We start from the raw sequence: 17,829 nt of genomic DNA on the forward strand, positions 1-17,829 counted from the left end.
CGAGTTTACAAGTTCTGCCCCGTAGGGAAACAACTCGTAAACCCGTAAACCCGTAAACTTGTAAACTTACCGGGGGCTTTATTTTACCAGCTTCACCTGCAACGGCGTGCCATCCACTACGGCATTCAGGATGTAGGTACCGGCGGGCAGTTGCGCAGAAAGGTTCAGGGGAAACAGGTTCCTTCCTTTCTCCAGCTGCACGGTGCGGGAGTGGATCACCCGGCCGCTCCAGTCGTAAACCACCAGCAACGTTTTCTGGCTGCTGCGGGCGGTCAGGCTGACTGCCGAGGCTGACTGCAAGGGATTGGGCGACACGCTCAGGCTGGCGGTAGCGGCAGTAGCGGGGTCCACGCTTACGGTGGCGCTGTACATAAACTTGCCATCGATATCCACCTGGCGGATGCGGTACCACGTACGTACGCCGGGGAAGCGGCTGTCGTCGAAGCGGTATTCCTTCACTACGGAGGCCACCGGGTCGAAGGCTACCGTTCCGGCCACCACGAAGTCGGTGCCGTTGGTGCTGCGTTCCACCTCGTAGTGCAGTACGTTTTCTTCTTCGGCCACGGTCCAGGACACCAGGGCGCTGCGGTCTTTCAGGGCAGCCTTGACGGAAACGAAGCGTACCGGCAGGATGGTGGCCTGGGGCAGCAGGAAGCCAAAGTATCTCCAGTCGCGGTCGGCACCCATGGAGGCCAGGCTTTTCTGGGCGGGCGAGCGGCCGCTGGCGGCGGGCCCGCTAAAGCCGGCGATGGTCACCGCCGGACCGCCTGCAGGCGTGTTTTCGAACAGGTCGTCCAGGCCGTCGTTGTCAGAGTCCGTACCGGACAGGGTCACCGCATCATTCGCCAGGCCATCGTTGTTGAAATCGTTGCCTTCGACAATATCCAGCTGGCCGTCGTTGTCCGTATCGGTGTCGGTATAATCGGGGTTATCGATTCCATCGGTATTTACCGGAGTAATGCCGTTGGAGGCATTGCCGCCAAAAGCGGTGATGTGATTGTCGTAGCGGTCGTCGATACCGTCGGCATCCGTGTCGGTTCCGAGCGGCGCCCGGTAGCCGGCCGTCGTTTGCCCTTCCACGTTATCGGTAATGCCGTCGTTGTCGGCGTCGATATCCAGGTAGTTGGCGCCACCTGTGTTATCGGTATTGGGCAGGTTCAACGCGCCCAGGGCATCTACGTTATCGCTCCAGCCGTCGGCGCCCTTCGTTCCGTTGACGATACCGTTGTTGTCGGTATCATCGGCCAGGCCGGCTTCACGGGCATCCAGGATGCCGTCGCCGTCGGCATCGAGGTCCAGCATGTTGATCAGGCCGGTACCGTCGAAGTTGTCGCCGGCGGAATAGGTAGTGGGAAGGTTATAGGTACCCAAGGTGCTGCCGGTGGTGATGAGGGCCGTACCCAAAGCCGCGGAGGTGTTGTTGTTCAGCGGGTCGGCGCTGTCGATAAAGCCGTCGTTGTCCACATCTGCAGTGGCATCCAGCTTGCCGTCGTTGTTGCTGTCCACGCCGCCCTGTTCGATAATGTCCGGAATGCCGTCGTTATCGCTGTCCAGGTCGAGGTAGTTGGCCACACCGTCGCCATCGAAGTCGTATATGCCGCCGCCCGGGCCGGAGCTGTTAGCGTCCAGGGTTTTGAGGTTGATGCCGCTTTGCGTGGGGTCGTAGCTGTCCTGCCAGCCGTTGCCGTCGGCATCCGCCAGCACATCGATCATGCCGTTGCCGTTGGTATCGCGGCCGCCCTGCTCGACCAGGTCGGGAATACCGTCGTTGTCGCTGTCCAGGTCGTAGGGATTGGGACGGCTGTCGCCATCGGCATTGGCTTTTGTATAGGAGTCGGCCTTGCCGTCGTTATTGGCGTCCGGGCCTGTGGCCAGCAGGGTATTGGCGGTATTTTCCGCCGTACCGTCGTTGCCCACGTCGCCGTCCAGGGCATCGGCATAGCCGTCGCTGTCGGTGTCGGTGAAGGTATCTGCTTTACCATCGTTATTGGCATCGGTACCGCCGGCTTCAGTAATGTCGGCAATGCCGTCATCGTCCGAATCCAGGTCCAGGTAGTCGGGGATACCATCGCCGTCCGTATCGCGGGCGCCTAGGGCGGTGCCGCCGGTGGAGGCGTCGTAAATATTTACCAGGCCGTCGTTATCGCTGTCGTTGGCCGCTACGGTGAAGTCCACACGCCCGTCGCCATTGGTGTCCACGCCGCCGGCTTCCACCAGGTCGGGAATGCCGTCGTTGTCCGAGTCCAGGTCGAACTGGTTGATGATGCCGTCGCCGTCCTTATCCAGGCTGGCCAGCACGCCGGCCGCGTTCAGGGTGCCGGAGTTGGCGTCGCGGTAGTTGGGAATGCCATCGGCATCGGCGTCGCCGGTAGCGTCCACGCCGCCGTTTTCGGTAGTGTCGGGAATGCCGTCGTCGTCGTCGTCGAGATCGGTGGTGCTGCCGATGACGCTAATCGAAGCCGTAGCAGGGGCGGCATAACACACCTCGCCTGCCGCGGGTCCGGAACCGATCATGGTCATGGCGTTGATCTTCGCCACGGTGCTGGCGGTAAAGTTGGCCGTGGTCAGCGATACCGAGGCCGGAACCGGGTCGGTCGCCCATACGCCGGCACCCAGGGCGTTGCCCGTACTGTTGTCCGAGATCGAATAATAGGCATTGGCCGTGAGGTTGGACAGCGTATAAGTAACGGAATGGTTCGGAGCAATGACGGTGCTGGCCGGCGAAACCGAGGGCGTCGCTACGGATACGCCCGTGCAATTGGTGACCACGTAATAGGTGGACGGGCAGGTAAAGGCTTCCTGGGCGGCAGGACTCCATTCCTGGACCACCACCGACAATACGCCGGTAGTGGCGCCGTTACCTGCATACAGCTTGTAATTGCCGGCGCCCCAGTTAAAGTTATAGGTGCCGGAGCCCGTTTGGCGGGTAGCCGAAGAATCTACCAGCTGGCCGTCTTCGAACAGCATGATCTTCAGGCTGGAGGCGCTGTTATACGCTACCGACAGCGAAGTGGTAGTGGAATAAATGGTAGCCGGCGACGTGATGGTACCGCAACGGCCGGAAGCCGTTACGCCGGAAGGCGTGGCATAGGTGCCGGAAGTGGCCACACAATTGGCGCCGCTTGAATCCTTAGCATAATAAGAGATGCCTGCTACCGCCGTGCCCGTAAATGGGCTGAAGTAGGTAGCGCCGGCCATGGTCCACGAGCCGTCGGATTGCACCGTGGTCAGGCCCAGACGGGTATTGCTGCTGTTATATAAGACCACCCAGGTGCCGGCAGGCATCGGGGAGGTACCCGTAATGGTCTGGCCGGCAGAAAGCAGGCCGGTGGCGGCATTGGTCGTGATCACCGGGGGCGTGATGCCGCAGCTGATGGTAGCGAGGGCTGTGCTCTGGCAATAAAAGGTGCTGGCGGTTTCCTGCGCCATGCCGGTCACGGTAATGACCTGCCCGGCCCTCAGGTTGGCACCGCTGAAGGTGTACGACCAGGTATTGGAAGCGAGAGTAGCCGTTCCCATTAAAACGCTGTCCACGTAAACCCGCACCTTATCGGTAGCGGCGTTTACCGGCGTGTAGGTACCGGAAATGGAGGCCGTATAGGGAGTTATGGAAGACGAATTGCTGATGGTGATCGCGGGGGAAGTGCCCTGGGTGGTGCCGCCGTTACCGCTGGTGTTGCAGACCATGGCGTAAGCGGAAATACAGCCGCCGGGGACCGAGTCGTAGGCGATATAGGTGCCGTAATCCAGCTTGGCATTGCCGTTGCCGGCGCAGCCTCCCGAGTAAGCCCAGGCACCGCTGCCGTTATTGGCCCAGTTGGTGGTAGTGCCGGGAATGCCGCTGGCGATATGGATCATGCCGCCGGCGGTCATGCGCCAGAGGCTTACGTAATGGTTGGTAGTCCAGCCGCCGCCGCTGGCGCCCTTGTTGGAGACGCACAGGTTGGTAATTTTTGCGGGCCGGGTAAGGCTGTTACAGGTGGTTGCCGTATACGCATTGCTGGTATAGCACATGCTTTCGTTGGAGGCCTGCGCTTTAGCAGTGATCACGTCACCGCCGTTGATGGAGAGGCCGGTAAAGGTGTAGGGGGTGCCTGAAGTCACGAGCTGATCGGCGAAAGAGGTAGCCGAACCGTTTTTATACAGGTACACCCGGGCCGTGCCGGCTGCAGCGGAGGCATTGGTGCGGGTCCAGCTGACCGTCACCTGGGCGGAGCCGGTGCCGGGGGTTACCGCGGTCAGGACCGGTGCGGCCGTACAGATATTGCCCATGGGGCTGGTGGTGGAGGTCGCGTCCTGCCACTGGTTCAGTACAATGGAAGGCTGCATATTGATATAGGCCTCGTACTGGGCGTTGGCATCTTTATAATTCGCATCGCTCAATCCATAAATATCGGACTTGGGGCCGCCCAGGGCACCTTTCGGCGCCATTACGGTAGTCGGGATCATCCGCAGGGACGAAGAAGTGGACAGGTTCAGCGAGGGCACCAGGGCGGTTACGGCGCCCCAGGGAACATACCAGTCGAGGTAAAAGTCGGGATCGCCGTTATCGTTGGTGCCGGCAATGGAAACCTGCGAATAGTCGGTATACGTATTAAAGGTCGTTCTCTGCGTGGGATTGCTGGTACCGTCTACGTTGATGATCTCCAGGCCCACCTGGCCGGCGGCCTGGGTGGTCAGCACCAGCTCGATCTCAAAGCCCGGGTTGCCGTTAACGCCGGTAGTGGCCGCTTCGTAGTTCGGATCCGCATTCGGGCCGGTAGCGCCAAACTTTCCATCGGCATCGATCAGTACGCTGAATCCTTTGGCTCCGGGGACGATCGATCCCATGCGCATGCGGAACATCAGGGCCTGTTTGGCCTGATCGAAGTACATATAGTACCCGCTGCTGGACGAATCGGGAACATAATCGGAAAACCGGCGGTTCGGCCCGCGGCGCAGGTCGCTGTTGGGCTCCTGCGAAAAGGCCTTTACCGTTTTGTAAGGCACCTCCGAATTGTAAATATCGGCGGTTCCGAAACCGGCGGTTCCCAGGGAGGCTTTGGACGCATAATCATCCCCGTTGGGATTGAGAATCAATTTGCCGGCGGCACTGGTGCTCTGCCGGATGATATACCCGGGCTTATAGGTTTGGGCACCTGCATGCAGGGAAAACAAAAAGAGAAAGAAGAAAAATACGAACAGGGAAGCTTTAGAGTAATTTCTCATAAATATGGGATTGGTACGGCGAACTATATGATCAGAAAGAATAATATCTAAACAGGGAAAGCCCTGTGAAAAAAGAAAGCTGCAAACGCTACAAGACCTGCGCATTTAATGATCCGTCAGCCACGTACTCCATCACACCACTTTAAACGCTTCCAGGGATCGAAACAGGGAGAAAAAAAACCGGCGGTACTATTCTTTCCGGCCATTATCGAACTAGAGGTTGCTTCTATTTAATTCTAAAGGATAACACACTTCACTGGTCATTATGATTTATAATGCAAAATACCTCAGGAGCATAATTGTTTCCACTTAACGCTTTGAAAATCCAATTATTAAAGCTGGAATGGCTCTTTTTGTCGGCAGAAGGGCTTTTCTGTCGGTGATTTTTTTCATGCAGGCTATTTCCTGGCAAAAGGGTAAGTAAAACCACTGTTTAAATCGGTGCCCGGAAAAGCGCAAAAGATTTCCACAAGGAAGGCATGTGTAATTTCCCCGGCACCAAAACAAAAAGCCAGGAGGATGGACCTCCTGGCTTTAGCCTATCTGGCTGTTTTCTGCGGCTGCTTTTTTATTTCACCAGCTTCACCTCCAGCGGCCTGCCGTCTACCAGGGCCCGCAGCACGTAGGTGCCGTTGGCCAGGCTGCCGGCGAAACCTGCCGGGAAAGCGTTTTTCCCTTTCTCCAGGTTCACCTGGCGGGTACTGAGAATACGACCGTTCATATCGGAGAGCACCAGCACTGCCCTCTGCCTGGTGGCGGCGGTGATGGAAATGACCGAACCGGGCTGCAGCGGGTTGGGATACACCTCCAGCCCTGTGGTCAGGCCGGCGCCCGGATCCAGGCTGACGACGGCGCTGTACATATACCTGCCATCGATGTCTACCTGGCGGATGCGGTACCAGGTGCGCACACCCGGGAAGCGGGCATCTTCGAACCGGTATTCTTTCACTGCCGACCGGGCAGAATCGTAGGGCACCGTGCCGGCCACGGTAAAGCTGGTACCGTTGGTGCTGCGTTCCACCTCGTAGTGCAGCACGTTCTGTTCGTCGGCCACCATCCAGGATACCAGGGCATTTCGGCCTGCCAGCACGGCTTTCACGGAGAGGAATCGAACGGGGAGCACGGTGGCCGCCAGTTGAAAGGCTGCATTTCTCCAGTCACGGTCGATAGAAGCAATATTGCTCTGCTGGGCAGGAGAAACACTGCTGCCGAGGGCACCGCCGAAGCCGTAGACCGTTACCGTAGGGCCGCCCGCCGGCACGCTTTCGAAGCGATCGTCCAGGCCATCGCCGTCCGTATCCTGGCCGGTAAGACTGACAACATCATCCGCCACGGCATTCCGGTTGAAATCGTTTCCTTCTACCAGGTCCGCCTGGCCATCATTATCCGTATCGGTATCGGTATAATCGGGATTGTCGGCACCATCGGTATTCACCGGCGTAATTCCGTTGGAGGCAAGGCCGGCAAACGACGCATTATTGTTGTCATACTGGTCATCTATGCCATCGGCATCGCTGTCCACACCCGAAGGAGGAACATAGCTGAAGGTACCCTGCCCCTCTACGTTATCGGTAATACCGTCATCATCCGCATCGATATCCAGGAAGTCGGCGCTGCCGGAGGCATCGGTGTTGGGCAAGCCCAGCGAACCCAATGCATCCACGGTATTGCTCCAGCCGTCGGCCCCGGTGGTGCCGTCGGCAATGCCGTCGTTGGCGGCATCGGCCAGGCCTGCTTCCCGCACATCCAGTATGCCGTCGTCATCGGCATCCAGGTCGAGCATATTGATCAGCCCCTTACCGTCGAAGTTGTCCCCGGCGGAATAGGTAGTGGGAAGGTTATTAGTACCTAACGTGCTGCCGGTGGTGATGATGGCCGTGCCCAAAGCTGCGGAGGTGTTGTTGTTCAGCGGATCGACACTGTCGATAAAGCCGTCGTTGTCCGCATCGGCCGAAGCATCCAGCTTGCCGTCGTTGTCGCTGTCTACGCCGCCCTGTTCGATAATGTCCGGAATGCCGTCGTTATCGCTGTCCAGGTCGAGGTAGTTGGCCACACCGTCGCCATCGAAGTCGAATACACCGCCGCCCGTGCTGCCGCCGTTGGCGTCCAGGGTTTTGAGGTTGATGCCGCCCTGCGAAGGATCGTAGCTGTTCTGCCAGCCGTTGCCATCCGCATCACTGAGGGCGTCCACCCGGCCGTCGCCGTCGTTGTCCACGCCTCCCAGTTCGACGAGGTCGGGCACAGCGTCGTTGTCGCTGTCCAGGTCGTAGGGATTGGGACGGCTGTCGCCATCGGCATTGGCCTTGGTATAGGAATCGGCTTTGCCGTCGTTGTTGGCATCGGCGCCGGTGGACAGCAGGGTATTGGCCGTGTTCTCCGCCGTACCATCGTTGCCCACATCGCCGTCGATCGCATCCGCCAGGCCATCGCCGTCGGCATCGTCAAAGGCGTCCACCTTGCCTGTATGGTTATTGTCCGTGCCGCCGGCCTCGGTAATATCGGCCAGGCCGTCATTGTCTGAATCCAGGTCATAGGGGTTGGGCAGGTTGTCACCATCGGTATTGCCGGTGCCTTGCGGATAAGTATCCGGGCGGCCGTCGCCATTGCCATCCGTACCGGTGAGGAGCAACACTTTGCCCGTATTCTCGGCCGTGCCGTCGTTGCCCACGTCGCCGTCCACGGTATCATCCAGGCCGTCGCCGTCGGTATCGCCATAGTTGTCGAGGCGGCCGTCGCCGTTGGCATCCACGCCTCCCACTTCGGCCACATCAGGAATGCCGTCGTTGTCGGAATCCAGGTCATAGATATTGACAACGCCGTCGCTGTCGGTATCGAGACTGCCCAGGGTCGTGCCGCCGGTGGAGGCATCGTAGGTATTTATAAGGCCGTCGTTATCGCTGTCGCTGGAAGCGAAGGCACCGGTGTAGTCCACCCGGCCGTCGCCGTTGGTGTCCACGCCGCCGGCTTCCACCAGGTCGGCAATGCCGTCGTTGTCGCTGTCCAGGTCCCATGAATTGATCAGCCCGTCCTTATCGTTGTCATAGGCATCGTTCACCCCGTCACCGTTGGTATCGGTGAAGGCAGGCAGGCCGGAACCGGGGCTGGTATCCATGTAGTTGCGGATGCCATCGCCATCGGCATCATCCAGCGGATCCACACCGCTGCTTTCCGCCTTGTCGGGAATGCCGTCGTTGTCATCGTCCAGGTCCGTGATATCGTCAATGCCGTCATTATCCGTATCCCCTATTTCCCTCCAGTCTCTTTCCGGCGTGGAAGGCGTGTTCACATTAGGATACGACAAGGGGGTGGCCCCGTTGGTGGGATTAATAGCCGCATCATCGGCATCATACTCGTCCAGCAGGCCATCGCCGTCGCTGTCGGTGGTGCCCACATAAGCGATCTCCGCACCGTCTATTATGTTGTTGCCGTTGGTATCCCAGCCTTCGATGCGGTCGCTGACGCCATCGTTGTCCGAACCCAGGTCGGTATAATCGGGATTGTCCGTACCATCGGTATTCACCGGCGTGATGCCGTTGGACGCGTTGCCGGCATAAGCAGCATCGTTATTGTCGTAGGCATCGTCAATGCCGTCGGCATCGCTGTCGGTTCCCGTAGGCGCCACGTACGCCAGGGTCAGCTGTCCTTCGATGACATCGGGGATACCGTCGTTGTCGCTGTCAATGTCCAGGTAGTTGGCGCCGCCAAAAGCATCCCGGTTGGGCAGGGTCAGTGAACCCAATGCATCCACGGTATCGCTCCAGCCGTCGGCCCCGGTGGTGCCGTCGGCAATGCCGTCGTTGGTGGCATCGGCCAGGCCTGCTTCCCGCACATCCAGTATGCCGTCGTCATCGGCATCCAGGTCGAGCATGTTGATCAGTCCCTTGCCGTCGAAGTTGTCCCCGGTGGAATAGGTAGTGGGAAGGTTATTAGTACCTAATGTGCTGCCGGTGGTGATGATGGCCGTACCCAAAGCTGCCGAAGTGTTGTTGTTCAACGGATCGACACTGTCGATAAAGCCGTCGTTGTCCACATCTGCAGTGGCGTCCAGCTTGCCGTCGTTATCGCTGTCTACGCCGCCCTGTTCGATAATGTCGGGAATGCCGTCGTTATCGCTGTCCAGGTCGAGGTAGTTGGCCACACCGTCGCCATCGAAGTCAAAGACGCTGCCGCCGGTAGCGGCGCCGTTGGCGTCCAGGGTTTTGAGGTTGATGCCGCCCTGCGTGGGATCGTAGGCGTTCTGCCAGCCGTTGCCGTCGGCATCCGCCAGCACATCGATCATACCGTTACCGTTGCTGTCGCGGCCGCCGCTTTCCACCAGGTCGGGCACACCGTCATTATCCGAATCGAGGTCATAGGGATTGGGACGGCTGTCGCCATCGGCATTGGCTTTTGTATAAGCGTCGGCCTTGCCGTCGTTGTTGGCATCGGCGCCGGTGGGCAGCAGGGCATTGGCGGTATTTTCCGCGGTGCCATCATTGCCCGCGTCCCCGTCGATCGCATCGGCCAGGCCATCGCGGTCCGTATCGATAAAGGTGTCCACCTTGCCATCATTATTATTGTCCGTGCCGCCGGCCTCGGTAATATCGGCCAGGCCGTCATTGTCCGAATCCAGGTCATAGGGATTAGGCAGGCCGCCACCATCGGTATTGGCCCTGCCTTGCGGATAGGTATCCGGGCGGCCGTCGCTGTTGCCATCGGTGCCGGTTACGATCAGGGCATTGGCCGTGTTCTCCGCCGTGCCGTCGTTGCCCACGTCGCCATCCACCACATCGGCCAGGCCATCACTGTCCACATCCGTCACGTTATCGAGGCGGCCGTCGCCGTTGGCATCCACGCCCCCTACCTCCGCTACGTCGGCGATGCCGTCGTTGTCGGAATCCAGGTCATAGGCGTTGGTAATGCCGTCGCCATCGGTATCGAGGTTGGCGATGGCCGTGCCGCCGGTAGAAGCGTCATAAATATTAATAAGACCGTCGTTGTCGCTGTCGTTGGATGCAAAGGTGCCGGCATAGTCCACCCGGCCATCGCCGTTGGTGTCCACGCCGCCGGCTTCCACGATATCGGGAATGCCGTCGTTGTCGCTGTCCAGGTCAAAGGCGTTGATGATCCCATTGAGATCGGCATCGAAAGCATCGTTGATGTTGTCGCCGTTGCGGTCCACAAAGAGGGGCACGCCAGGGATCGGGTCCCTGTCGAAGGTGTTGCGGATACCATCGTTGTCGTAGTCGCCCAGCGGATCCACGCCGTAGCTTTCCACCGTGTCGGGGATGCCGTCATTATCATCGTCGGCGTCCACCGCATCCGGAATGCCGTCATTGTCATTATCCACATCTTCCCTCCAGTCCCGTTCGGGTGTGAAGGGGTTGTCGGTATTCGGATGGAACAAAGGCGTTCTGCCGTTGGTGGGATTGATGGCCGCATTATTGGTGTCGTACTCGTCCAGCAGGCCGTCGCCATCGGTATCGGTAGTGCCCACGTAGGCGATCTCCGAGCCGTCGATGATGTTGTTGCCGTTAAAGTCCCAGCCTTCGACGCGGTCGTTGATACCGTCGTTGTCCGAACCGATGTCCGTATAATCAGGGTTGTCCACCCCATCGGTGTTGACGGGGGTAATGCCGTTACTGGCGCCGCCGGCATAAGCCGCGTCGTTGTTGTCGTAGGCATCGTCGATGCCATCGGCATCGCTGTCAGCCCCCGACGGAGCCACGTAACCCAGGGTGGTCTGTCCTTCGATGATATCCGGGATACCGTCGTCATCCGAGTCGATATCGAGGTAGTTGGGTCGACCGAAAGCATCCTGGTTAGGCAGGATCAGCGAGGGGAGTGCGTCCACCGTATCGCTCCAGCCGTCGGCACCCGGGGTACCGTCGGCTATGCCATTAGTATCACTATCCGCCAGACCGGCTTCGCGTACGTCCAGTATGCCGTCGTCGTCGGCGTCCAGGTCCAGCATGTTGACCAGGCCTTTGCCGTCGAGGTTGTCGCCGGCGGAGTAAACCGTGGGCAGGCTGTTGCTCAAAGGACCGGAAGCGGTAATGATGGGTGTGCCCAAAGCCGCCGACGTGCTGTTGTTCAGCGGGTCCACGATGTCGGCAAAGCCATCGTTGTCCACATCGGTGGTGACATCCACCTTGCCGTCGTTGTTGCTGTCCACCCCACCCTGCTCGATGATGTCGGGAATACCGTCGCCATCGCTATCCAGGTCGAAGTAGTTGGGCACTCCGTCGCCGTCGAAGTCGTACACGCCGCCGCCGGCACCGGCGCCGTTGGCGTCGAGCGTTTTGAGGTTGATGCCGCCCTGCGTGGGATCGTAGCTGTTCTGCCAGCCGTCGCCGTCCGGATCGCTGATCACGTCGATCCGTCCGTCGCCGTTGCTGTCCACGCCGCCCTGTTCAATGAGGTCGGGCACGCCGTCGTTGTCCGAATCCAGGTCGTAGGGGTTGGGCAGGTCGCCGGCATCGGCATTGGCCTTTGGATAAGTGTCGGGACGGCCATCGCCGTTGTTATCAGGCCCTGTATATATTAATACATTGGCAAAGTTCTCCGCAACGCCGTCGTTGCCCACGTCGCCGTCCACCGCGTCGGCCAGGCCGTCGCTGTCCGTATCGGTAGCGGGATCAAACTCCCCATCGTTGTCGGTATCGGTACCGCCGGCCTCCAGCACATCCGGTAAGCCGTCGTTATCGGAATCCAGGTCATAAGCGTTGGGTATACCGTCCTTGTCGGTATCGAGGTTGGCAATGGCCGTTCCGCCGGCCGACGGATCGTATTTATCCGCCACGCCATTGCCGTTGGTGTCGGTAAAGGGACCGTCCACCCGGCCATCGCCGTTGGTGTCCACGCCGCCGGCTTCCACCAGGTCGGGGATGCCGTCGTTGTCGCTGTCCAGGTCAAAGGCATTGATGATGCCGTTCCTGTCGGCATCGAAGGCGTCGTTGATGCCATCGCCGTTGCTGTCGGTAAAGGCCGGCACACCCGCGATGGGGGTAGTATCGCGGTAATTGGGGATGCCGTCGTTATCGGCATCACCCAGCGGGTCCACGCCGTAGCTTTCCACCGTATCGGGAATGCCGTCGTTGTCATCGTCCGCGTCCACCGTATCGGGCACACCGTCGTTGTCGGTATCCAGGTCCTCCCGCCAGTCCCTTTCCGGTGTGGAGGGATTGTCCACGTTGGGATAGGACGAAGGCGTGGTGTTGTTGGTAGGATTGGTAGCCGCATCATTGACATCGTACTCGTCCAGCAGGCCGTCGCCATCGGTATCGGTAGTGCCCACGTAGGCGATTTCGCCCGCGCCGATGCTGTTGTTGCCATTGGTATCCCAGCCTTCGATGCGGTCCGGCACGCCATCATTGTCCGAATCCGTGTCGATATAATCCGGCTCGTCCACGTTGCCGGTATTGACGGGGGCAATGCCGTTATTGGCGCCCCCGGCATAAGCCGCGTCGTTGTTGTCGTAGGCATCGTCGATGCCGTCGGCATCGCTGTCAGCCCCCGACGGAGCCACGTAACCCACCGTGGTCTGTCCTTCGATGATATCCGGGATACCGTCGTCATCCGAGTCGATATCGAGGTAGTTGGCGCCACCCTTTGCATCGGTATTGGGCAGGTTCAGCGATGCCAGGGCATCCACCGTATCGCTCCAGCCGTCGGCACCCGTGGTACCATCGGCTATACCATTATTATCGCTGTCGGCCAGACCGGCTTCGCGTACGTCCAGTATGCCGTCGCCATCGGCGTCCAGGTCCAGCATGTTGACCAGGCCGGTACCATCCAGGTTGTCACCTGCCGAATAAACGGTGGGCAGGCTGTTGCTCAAAGGACCGGAGGCGGTAATGAGCGCCGTACCCAAAGCCGCCGACGTGCTGTTGTTCACCGGGTCCACGCTGTCGGCAAAGCCGTCGTTGTCCACATCGGCGGTGGCGTCCACCTTGCCGTCGTTGTTGCTGTCCACGCCACCCTGCTCGATGAGGTCCGGAATACCATCGCCATCGGAGTCGAGGTCGAGGTAGTTGGCCACACCGTCGCCGTCGAAGTCAAAGACGCTGCCGCCGGTAGCGGCGCCGTTGGCGTCCAGGGTTTTGAGGTTGATGCCGCCCTGCGTGGGATCGTAGGCGTTCTGCCAGCCGTTGCCGTCGGCATCGCTGCTGCCATCCACCCGTCCGTCGCCGTCGTTGTCCGCACCGCCCTGCTCGATCAGGTCGGGCACACCGTCGTTGTCCGAATCCAGGTCATAAGGGTTGGGCAGGCCCGCACCGTCGGCATTGGCCTTTGTATAAGCGTCGGCCTTTCCATCGTCGTTGGCATCCGGCCCGGTGGAAAGCAGGGTATTGGCCGTGTTCTCCGCCGTGCCGTCGTTATTGGCATCGCCGTCGTACGCGTTGGCAAAGCCGTCGCCGTCGCTGTCGGTGAAGGTATCCACCTTACCGTCATTGTTATTATCGGTACCACCGGCCTCGGTAATGTCGGAAAGGCCGTCGCCATCGCTGTCCAGGTCATACGGATTGGGCAGGCCGGCGCCATCGGTATTATTAATGCCTTGCGGGTAGGTATCCGGCCGGCCGTCGTTGTTAGCATCGGCCCCGGTAAGGAGCAGGGCTTTGGCGGTATTCTCCGCCGTGCCGTCGTTGCCCACGTCGCCGTCCACGGTATCGTCCAGGCCGTCCCTATCGGTATCGTTAAAGTTGTCCAGGCGGCCGTCGCCGTTGGCGTCCACGCCCCCCACTTCGGCCACGTCGGCGATGCCATCGTTGTCGGAGTCAAGGTCCAGGTAGTTGGCGATGCCGTCGCCGTCGGTATCGAGGTTGGCAATGGCCGTACCGCCGGTGGTCGGATCGTACCTGTTGATCAGGCCGTCGTTATCGGAGTCGTTGGCCGCAAAGGTGCCGCTGTAGTCTGCGCGGCCATCGCCGTTGGTGTCCACGCCGCCGGCTTCCACGATATCGGGGATACCGTCGTTGTCGGAGTCGAGGTCAAACTGGTTGATGATGCCGTCGCCGTCCTTATCCAGGCTGGCGCATACGCCGGCCGCATTCAGGGTGCAGAACTGGGCATCGCGGTAATTGGGAATGCCGTCGTTGTCCGCATCGCCGGTTGCATCCAGGCCGCCGCTTTCCACCGTGTCGGGGATGCCGTCCTCGTCGTCATCCTGGTCCACCGCATCCGGGACCGCATCGGGACCCGCATTGGTGATCTGGTAATAAATGTTTTTGGAAACGTCGGTGCAATTATCGGAGAACCGGGTTGCCCGTACGCGCCAGTTGTAGATCCCCGCCGTTGTGGGCATGGTGACATTGCTGAAGGTGACCACGCCGCCCGAAGGATACAGGGGTTTTGCCAGGTCCGCGCCCGTAGCGGCATCTTCAAGAATGTACAGCACGCCTGTTTCCGCCCCCGTAACCGTGATGGTCTGGGTGGCGGCACCTATATAATAAGGAGCAGCCAGGGTAGAGGATCCGCCCGGGGAAACAGTAAAGGCGGTGCCAATAGGCCGGCAGCCTACCGTTACGGACGATCCGCAGGGAGCACTTACGGCCGCACCCGTAGCCTGGGTAGCGGCGGTGAGCACACCGCCGGCATACAGGATGTTGTAGCCCGCAGCCGCAGTGTTGTTGTTGACGGTAATGCTCCAGGTGGTAGCGCCGCTTACAGTAGCCGCGCCAATGGTATCGCTGTCCTGCAGCAGGCGTACCGTTCCGGTGAAGGGAGCTGAAAAGGTCCCGGTTACCGTTACAGGACCGGTGGTTTCCGCATACGTACCGGTTACGCTGGCACAGACGGTACTGGGAGCACTTAAAACGGTGGCCGTACCGGAGGCGGCACTTACCGAACAGGTGCCGTTCTGCGCGGTGGCATAATAGGTTTGTCCTGCCACCACCGTGGTAGTAACGGTCCATTGGCCGTTGGCGCCCACCACGGCATTGCTGCCCACCTGCGTGTTGGAAGAATTGTACACCCGGATAATGGTGCCGGCGGGTTCCGTGGAAGTACCGCTGATGGAATTGGCGCCTGCCACCAGGCTTCCGGAGGCATTGGTGGTGATCGTGGGCTGGGTGGTAAAGCAGGTGACCGAACGGGTAACGCGGTTGCTGGCGCAGAGGCCGGAAGACTGGGCCGATACGCCCAGCACGTCGCCCGCATTCATGACCACATTGGCAAAAGTATAGGCGCCGCCGGCACCTGCCGTAGTGGTGCCATACAACTGGCCGTTGCTGTACAGGCGGATAAAGGAATTTGCCGCCGCCGTGCCCGATACCGTATTGGTACCGGAATAGAAGGTGGCCTGGGTAATGGTGGGATCGGCTGTTTGCGTCAAACCGATACAGGAGCGTATAAAATCCGATTCGCACTGGCCCGGGGCCTGCACCGTATAGGCATAGCTGCCCGCGGGAATATCCGGAGAGCCGCCACCGCAGGGATCGTTGTTTTGCGTATTGGCCCCCTGGTACTCCCAGGTGGTAGCGGTGGGGTAGGTAACCAGGAAGCCCGTGGGAGAGGCGGCAGCATCCGAAGCATATAAGGTGGTGCCGGTGGACGTCTGGCTGTAAATCCGTACCGAGGTTCCGGCAGGCCGCGTACCGCTGATGCCCCGGACGGTGGCGCAGGTAACGGCAAAGCCGGTGGAAGAAGTAAGGTTGGTGCAGCCCACTACCCTTACGGAGTTGGACTGGAGGCAGGACGACTCGCCCGAAGCCTGGGCTTTGGCATAGAAAACGTCGTTGGCCGCCGCCGTAACGTTGGAGATGGTCCAGGTGCCGCCGCTGCTTATGGTGGCCGTCGTAGGCCAGGCCACGCCGTTTTTGTACAGGGTGATCACGGCGGTCTGCGGTACCGAAGTGGGGTCTGCCGCCGTCCACCGGCCGCTGATGTTCACCGTACCGGCACCTATGGGTGCGTTCAGCGTGGGCGCCGCCGTACAGGTGGCCTGGATGCCGGCGCCGGCATTGGTGACATCGGAAAAGCGAAAGGCGGGCTGGGCATTCACCACCGTTTCCCAGCTCCGCATATAGTTATTATAGAGGGCGTCATTAAAGCCGTACGTATCCGACTTCGGACCGCCCACCGCCCCTTTCGGCGCCATCACCGTGGTGGCTGCCAGGCGCAGGGGCGTGGAAGCCGTTACCCCGTAAGGCGCCAGGTCGGCAATGGGCACATAAAAATCGTATAAGTAATCATTGTCTCCCGATACCGTTGACCGGGCGATGGAAACGATATGACTGGAATTCAGGGGATAGGTCCTGACGGGGTTGGTTGCGGCATCCTGGCCGTCCACGTTGTATACTGCCACCTGGAAGCCTGTTTCCAGCACGATCTCCAGCTCGAAGCCCGGGTTGCCGTTGATGCCGGTTGTGGCGGGCCGGTAATTGGGATCGGCATAAGGGCCGCTGCCGCCAAACTTAAGGTCCGTATCCAGCAGGATGCTGTATCCCTTGGCCCCGCTGACGATACTGCCCAAGCGGAGGCGGAATAGAATATTGGTGCCGTCGTTATAAATGTAAAAGCCGCTCTCCGTGCCATCGGCGGAGCGAACCAGGTCGGTAAAACGGGTGTTTGGTCCCCGCAACAGGTCCGATGTCGGCTCCACCACGAAAGGTGGAACGGTTTTGTAGGGGATCTCGCTGTTGCCGGCTCCCACGTCGGAGGAGGAAAAGCCGCTGGTAGTGGCCGATGTATACCCGTCCTGGTTGGGATCGAGCACCGCGCTCCGCGTATTGGTGGGCGGCTGAATGATCAATCCCGGTGATTGGGCCCTCCCGGTAAACGTAAGGGCGCACAGGCATAAAACAACTCCCAGCAAAGAAAGCTTCGTGTACATTTCTCTCATAGAATAGGCACTATTAGGACTGAAAATTTTGAAAATGAAAGCAAGGCTACCGACTTCCTGCACCTGCTACCCGTTGAACCCTCTCCATGGATACAGCCTCTTTATTTTCGGAATGTATAAGACACTTGCTTCCTTTTACCTAGCAGCATCAAAGGAGCAGGTATATCCTTTCAAAATTTTGCAAAGAAGTTGCCATTTTTGGCGTTCTGCTCCATATCCCCGTTGTAAAAAATGGGCGAAGGCGCCCTGATGAAATGGGGAATCGGGAAAACTTTTAATTTTCAATTCGGCTGAGAGCCTCTACCATTCTGTCTTCCAGGCAAATAGGCCTGCCCTGTGCGTTAAGGCCAACCCTTTAAAATCATTAGACGTTTTCGCTTAATAAAATCGGGAAGCATTCCTTCGGGCGGACAGCTGATTACAGGATCAAAGGAGCATTTTTCTCAACATATTCTAAATCAACCACCTCCAATCTTCCCCTGGCATTTGTTTTTATAGGCAGTTTGTTGAAGCCCGTGTAGAAACTTTCCTGAAGGAAACGAAACAAAATCCGCTGCAAAACCGTTATGTTCCCGGAATCCTTAGGGCGGTTTCCCCAGTTAGCTATGGACTTGCCCTCGTTTCGTTTAAGAAATTCTACTTACAGGTTCGCAAAAGTTTCACATAATTGTCTTTCTTTTAATTTTTCCTTGCCGGCCGGAGCTGCCTGTTTTTCCTATTTTGGCTTGTCATTTCACATGGCGCCGCCATGCCCGGACGCAGGCTGGTTCCGGAAATAGATAAACGCATAACCTTAC

The 17,829-nt window shown here is 59.3% G+C and carries 2 protein-coding genes; both read right to left on the minus strand.

Annotated elements, in window-relative coordinates; genetic code table 11:
• Positions 1-78: 78 nt before the first annotated feature.
• Positions 79-5,208, minus strand: coding sequence for a T9SS type A sorting domain-containing protein (locus V9K67_RS12505; protein WP_336722903.1), 5,130 nt, complete (start codon positions 5,206-5,208; stop codon positions 79-81).
• A 568-nt stretch (positions 5,209-5,776) separates the two neighbouring features.
• On the minus strand, positions 5,777-17,032 hold the full coding sequence (locus V9K67_RS12510) for a hypothetical protein (RefSeq protein ID WP_336722904.1): 11,256 nt from the start codon (positions 17,030-17,032) through the stop codon (positions 5,777-5,779).
• Positions 17,033-17,829: the final 797 nt, after the last annotated feature.

Origin of the sequence: Huijunlia imazamoxiresistens, from assembly GCF_037132455.1 — a bacterium.
Lineage (GTDB): Bacteria > Bacteroidota > Bacteroidia > Chitinophagales > Chitinophagaceae > Flavisolibacter > Flavisolibacter imazamoxiresistens.

Bases quoted from the DNA above. Each gene is read 5' to 3' on its own strand.
- V9K67_RS12505 (WP_336722903.1), bottom strand. From the start codon at position 5,208: ATGAGAAATTACTCTAAAGCTTCCCTGTTCGTATTTTTCTTCTTTCTC.
- V9K67_RS12510 (WP_336722904.1), bottom strand. From the start codon at position 17,032: ATGAGAGAAATGTACACGAAGCTTTCTTTGCTGGGAGTTGTTTTATGC.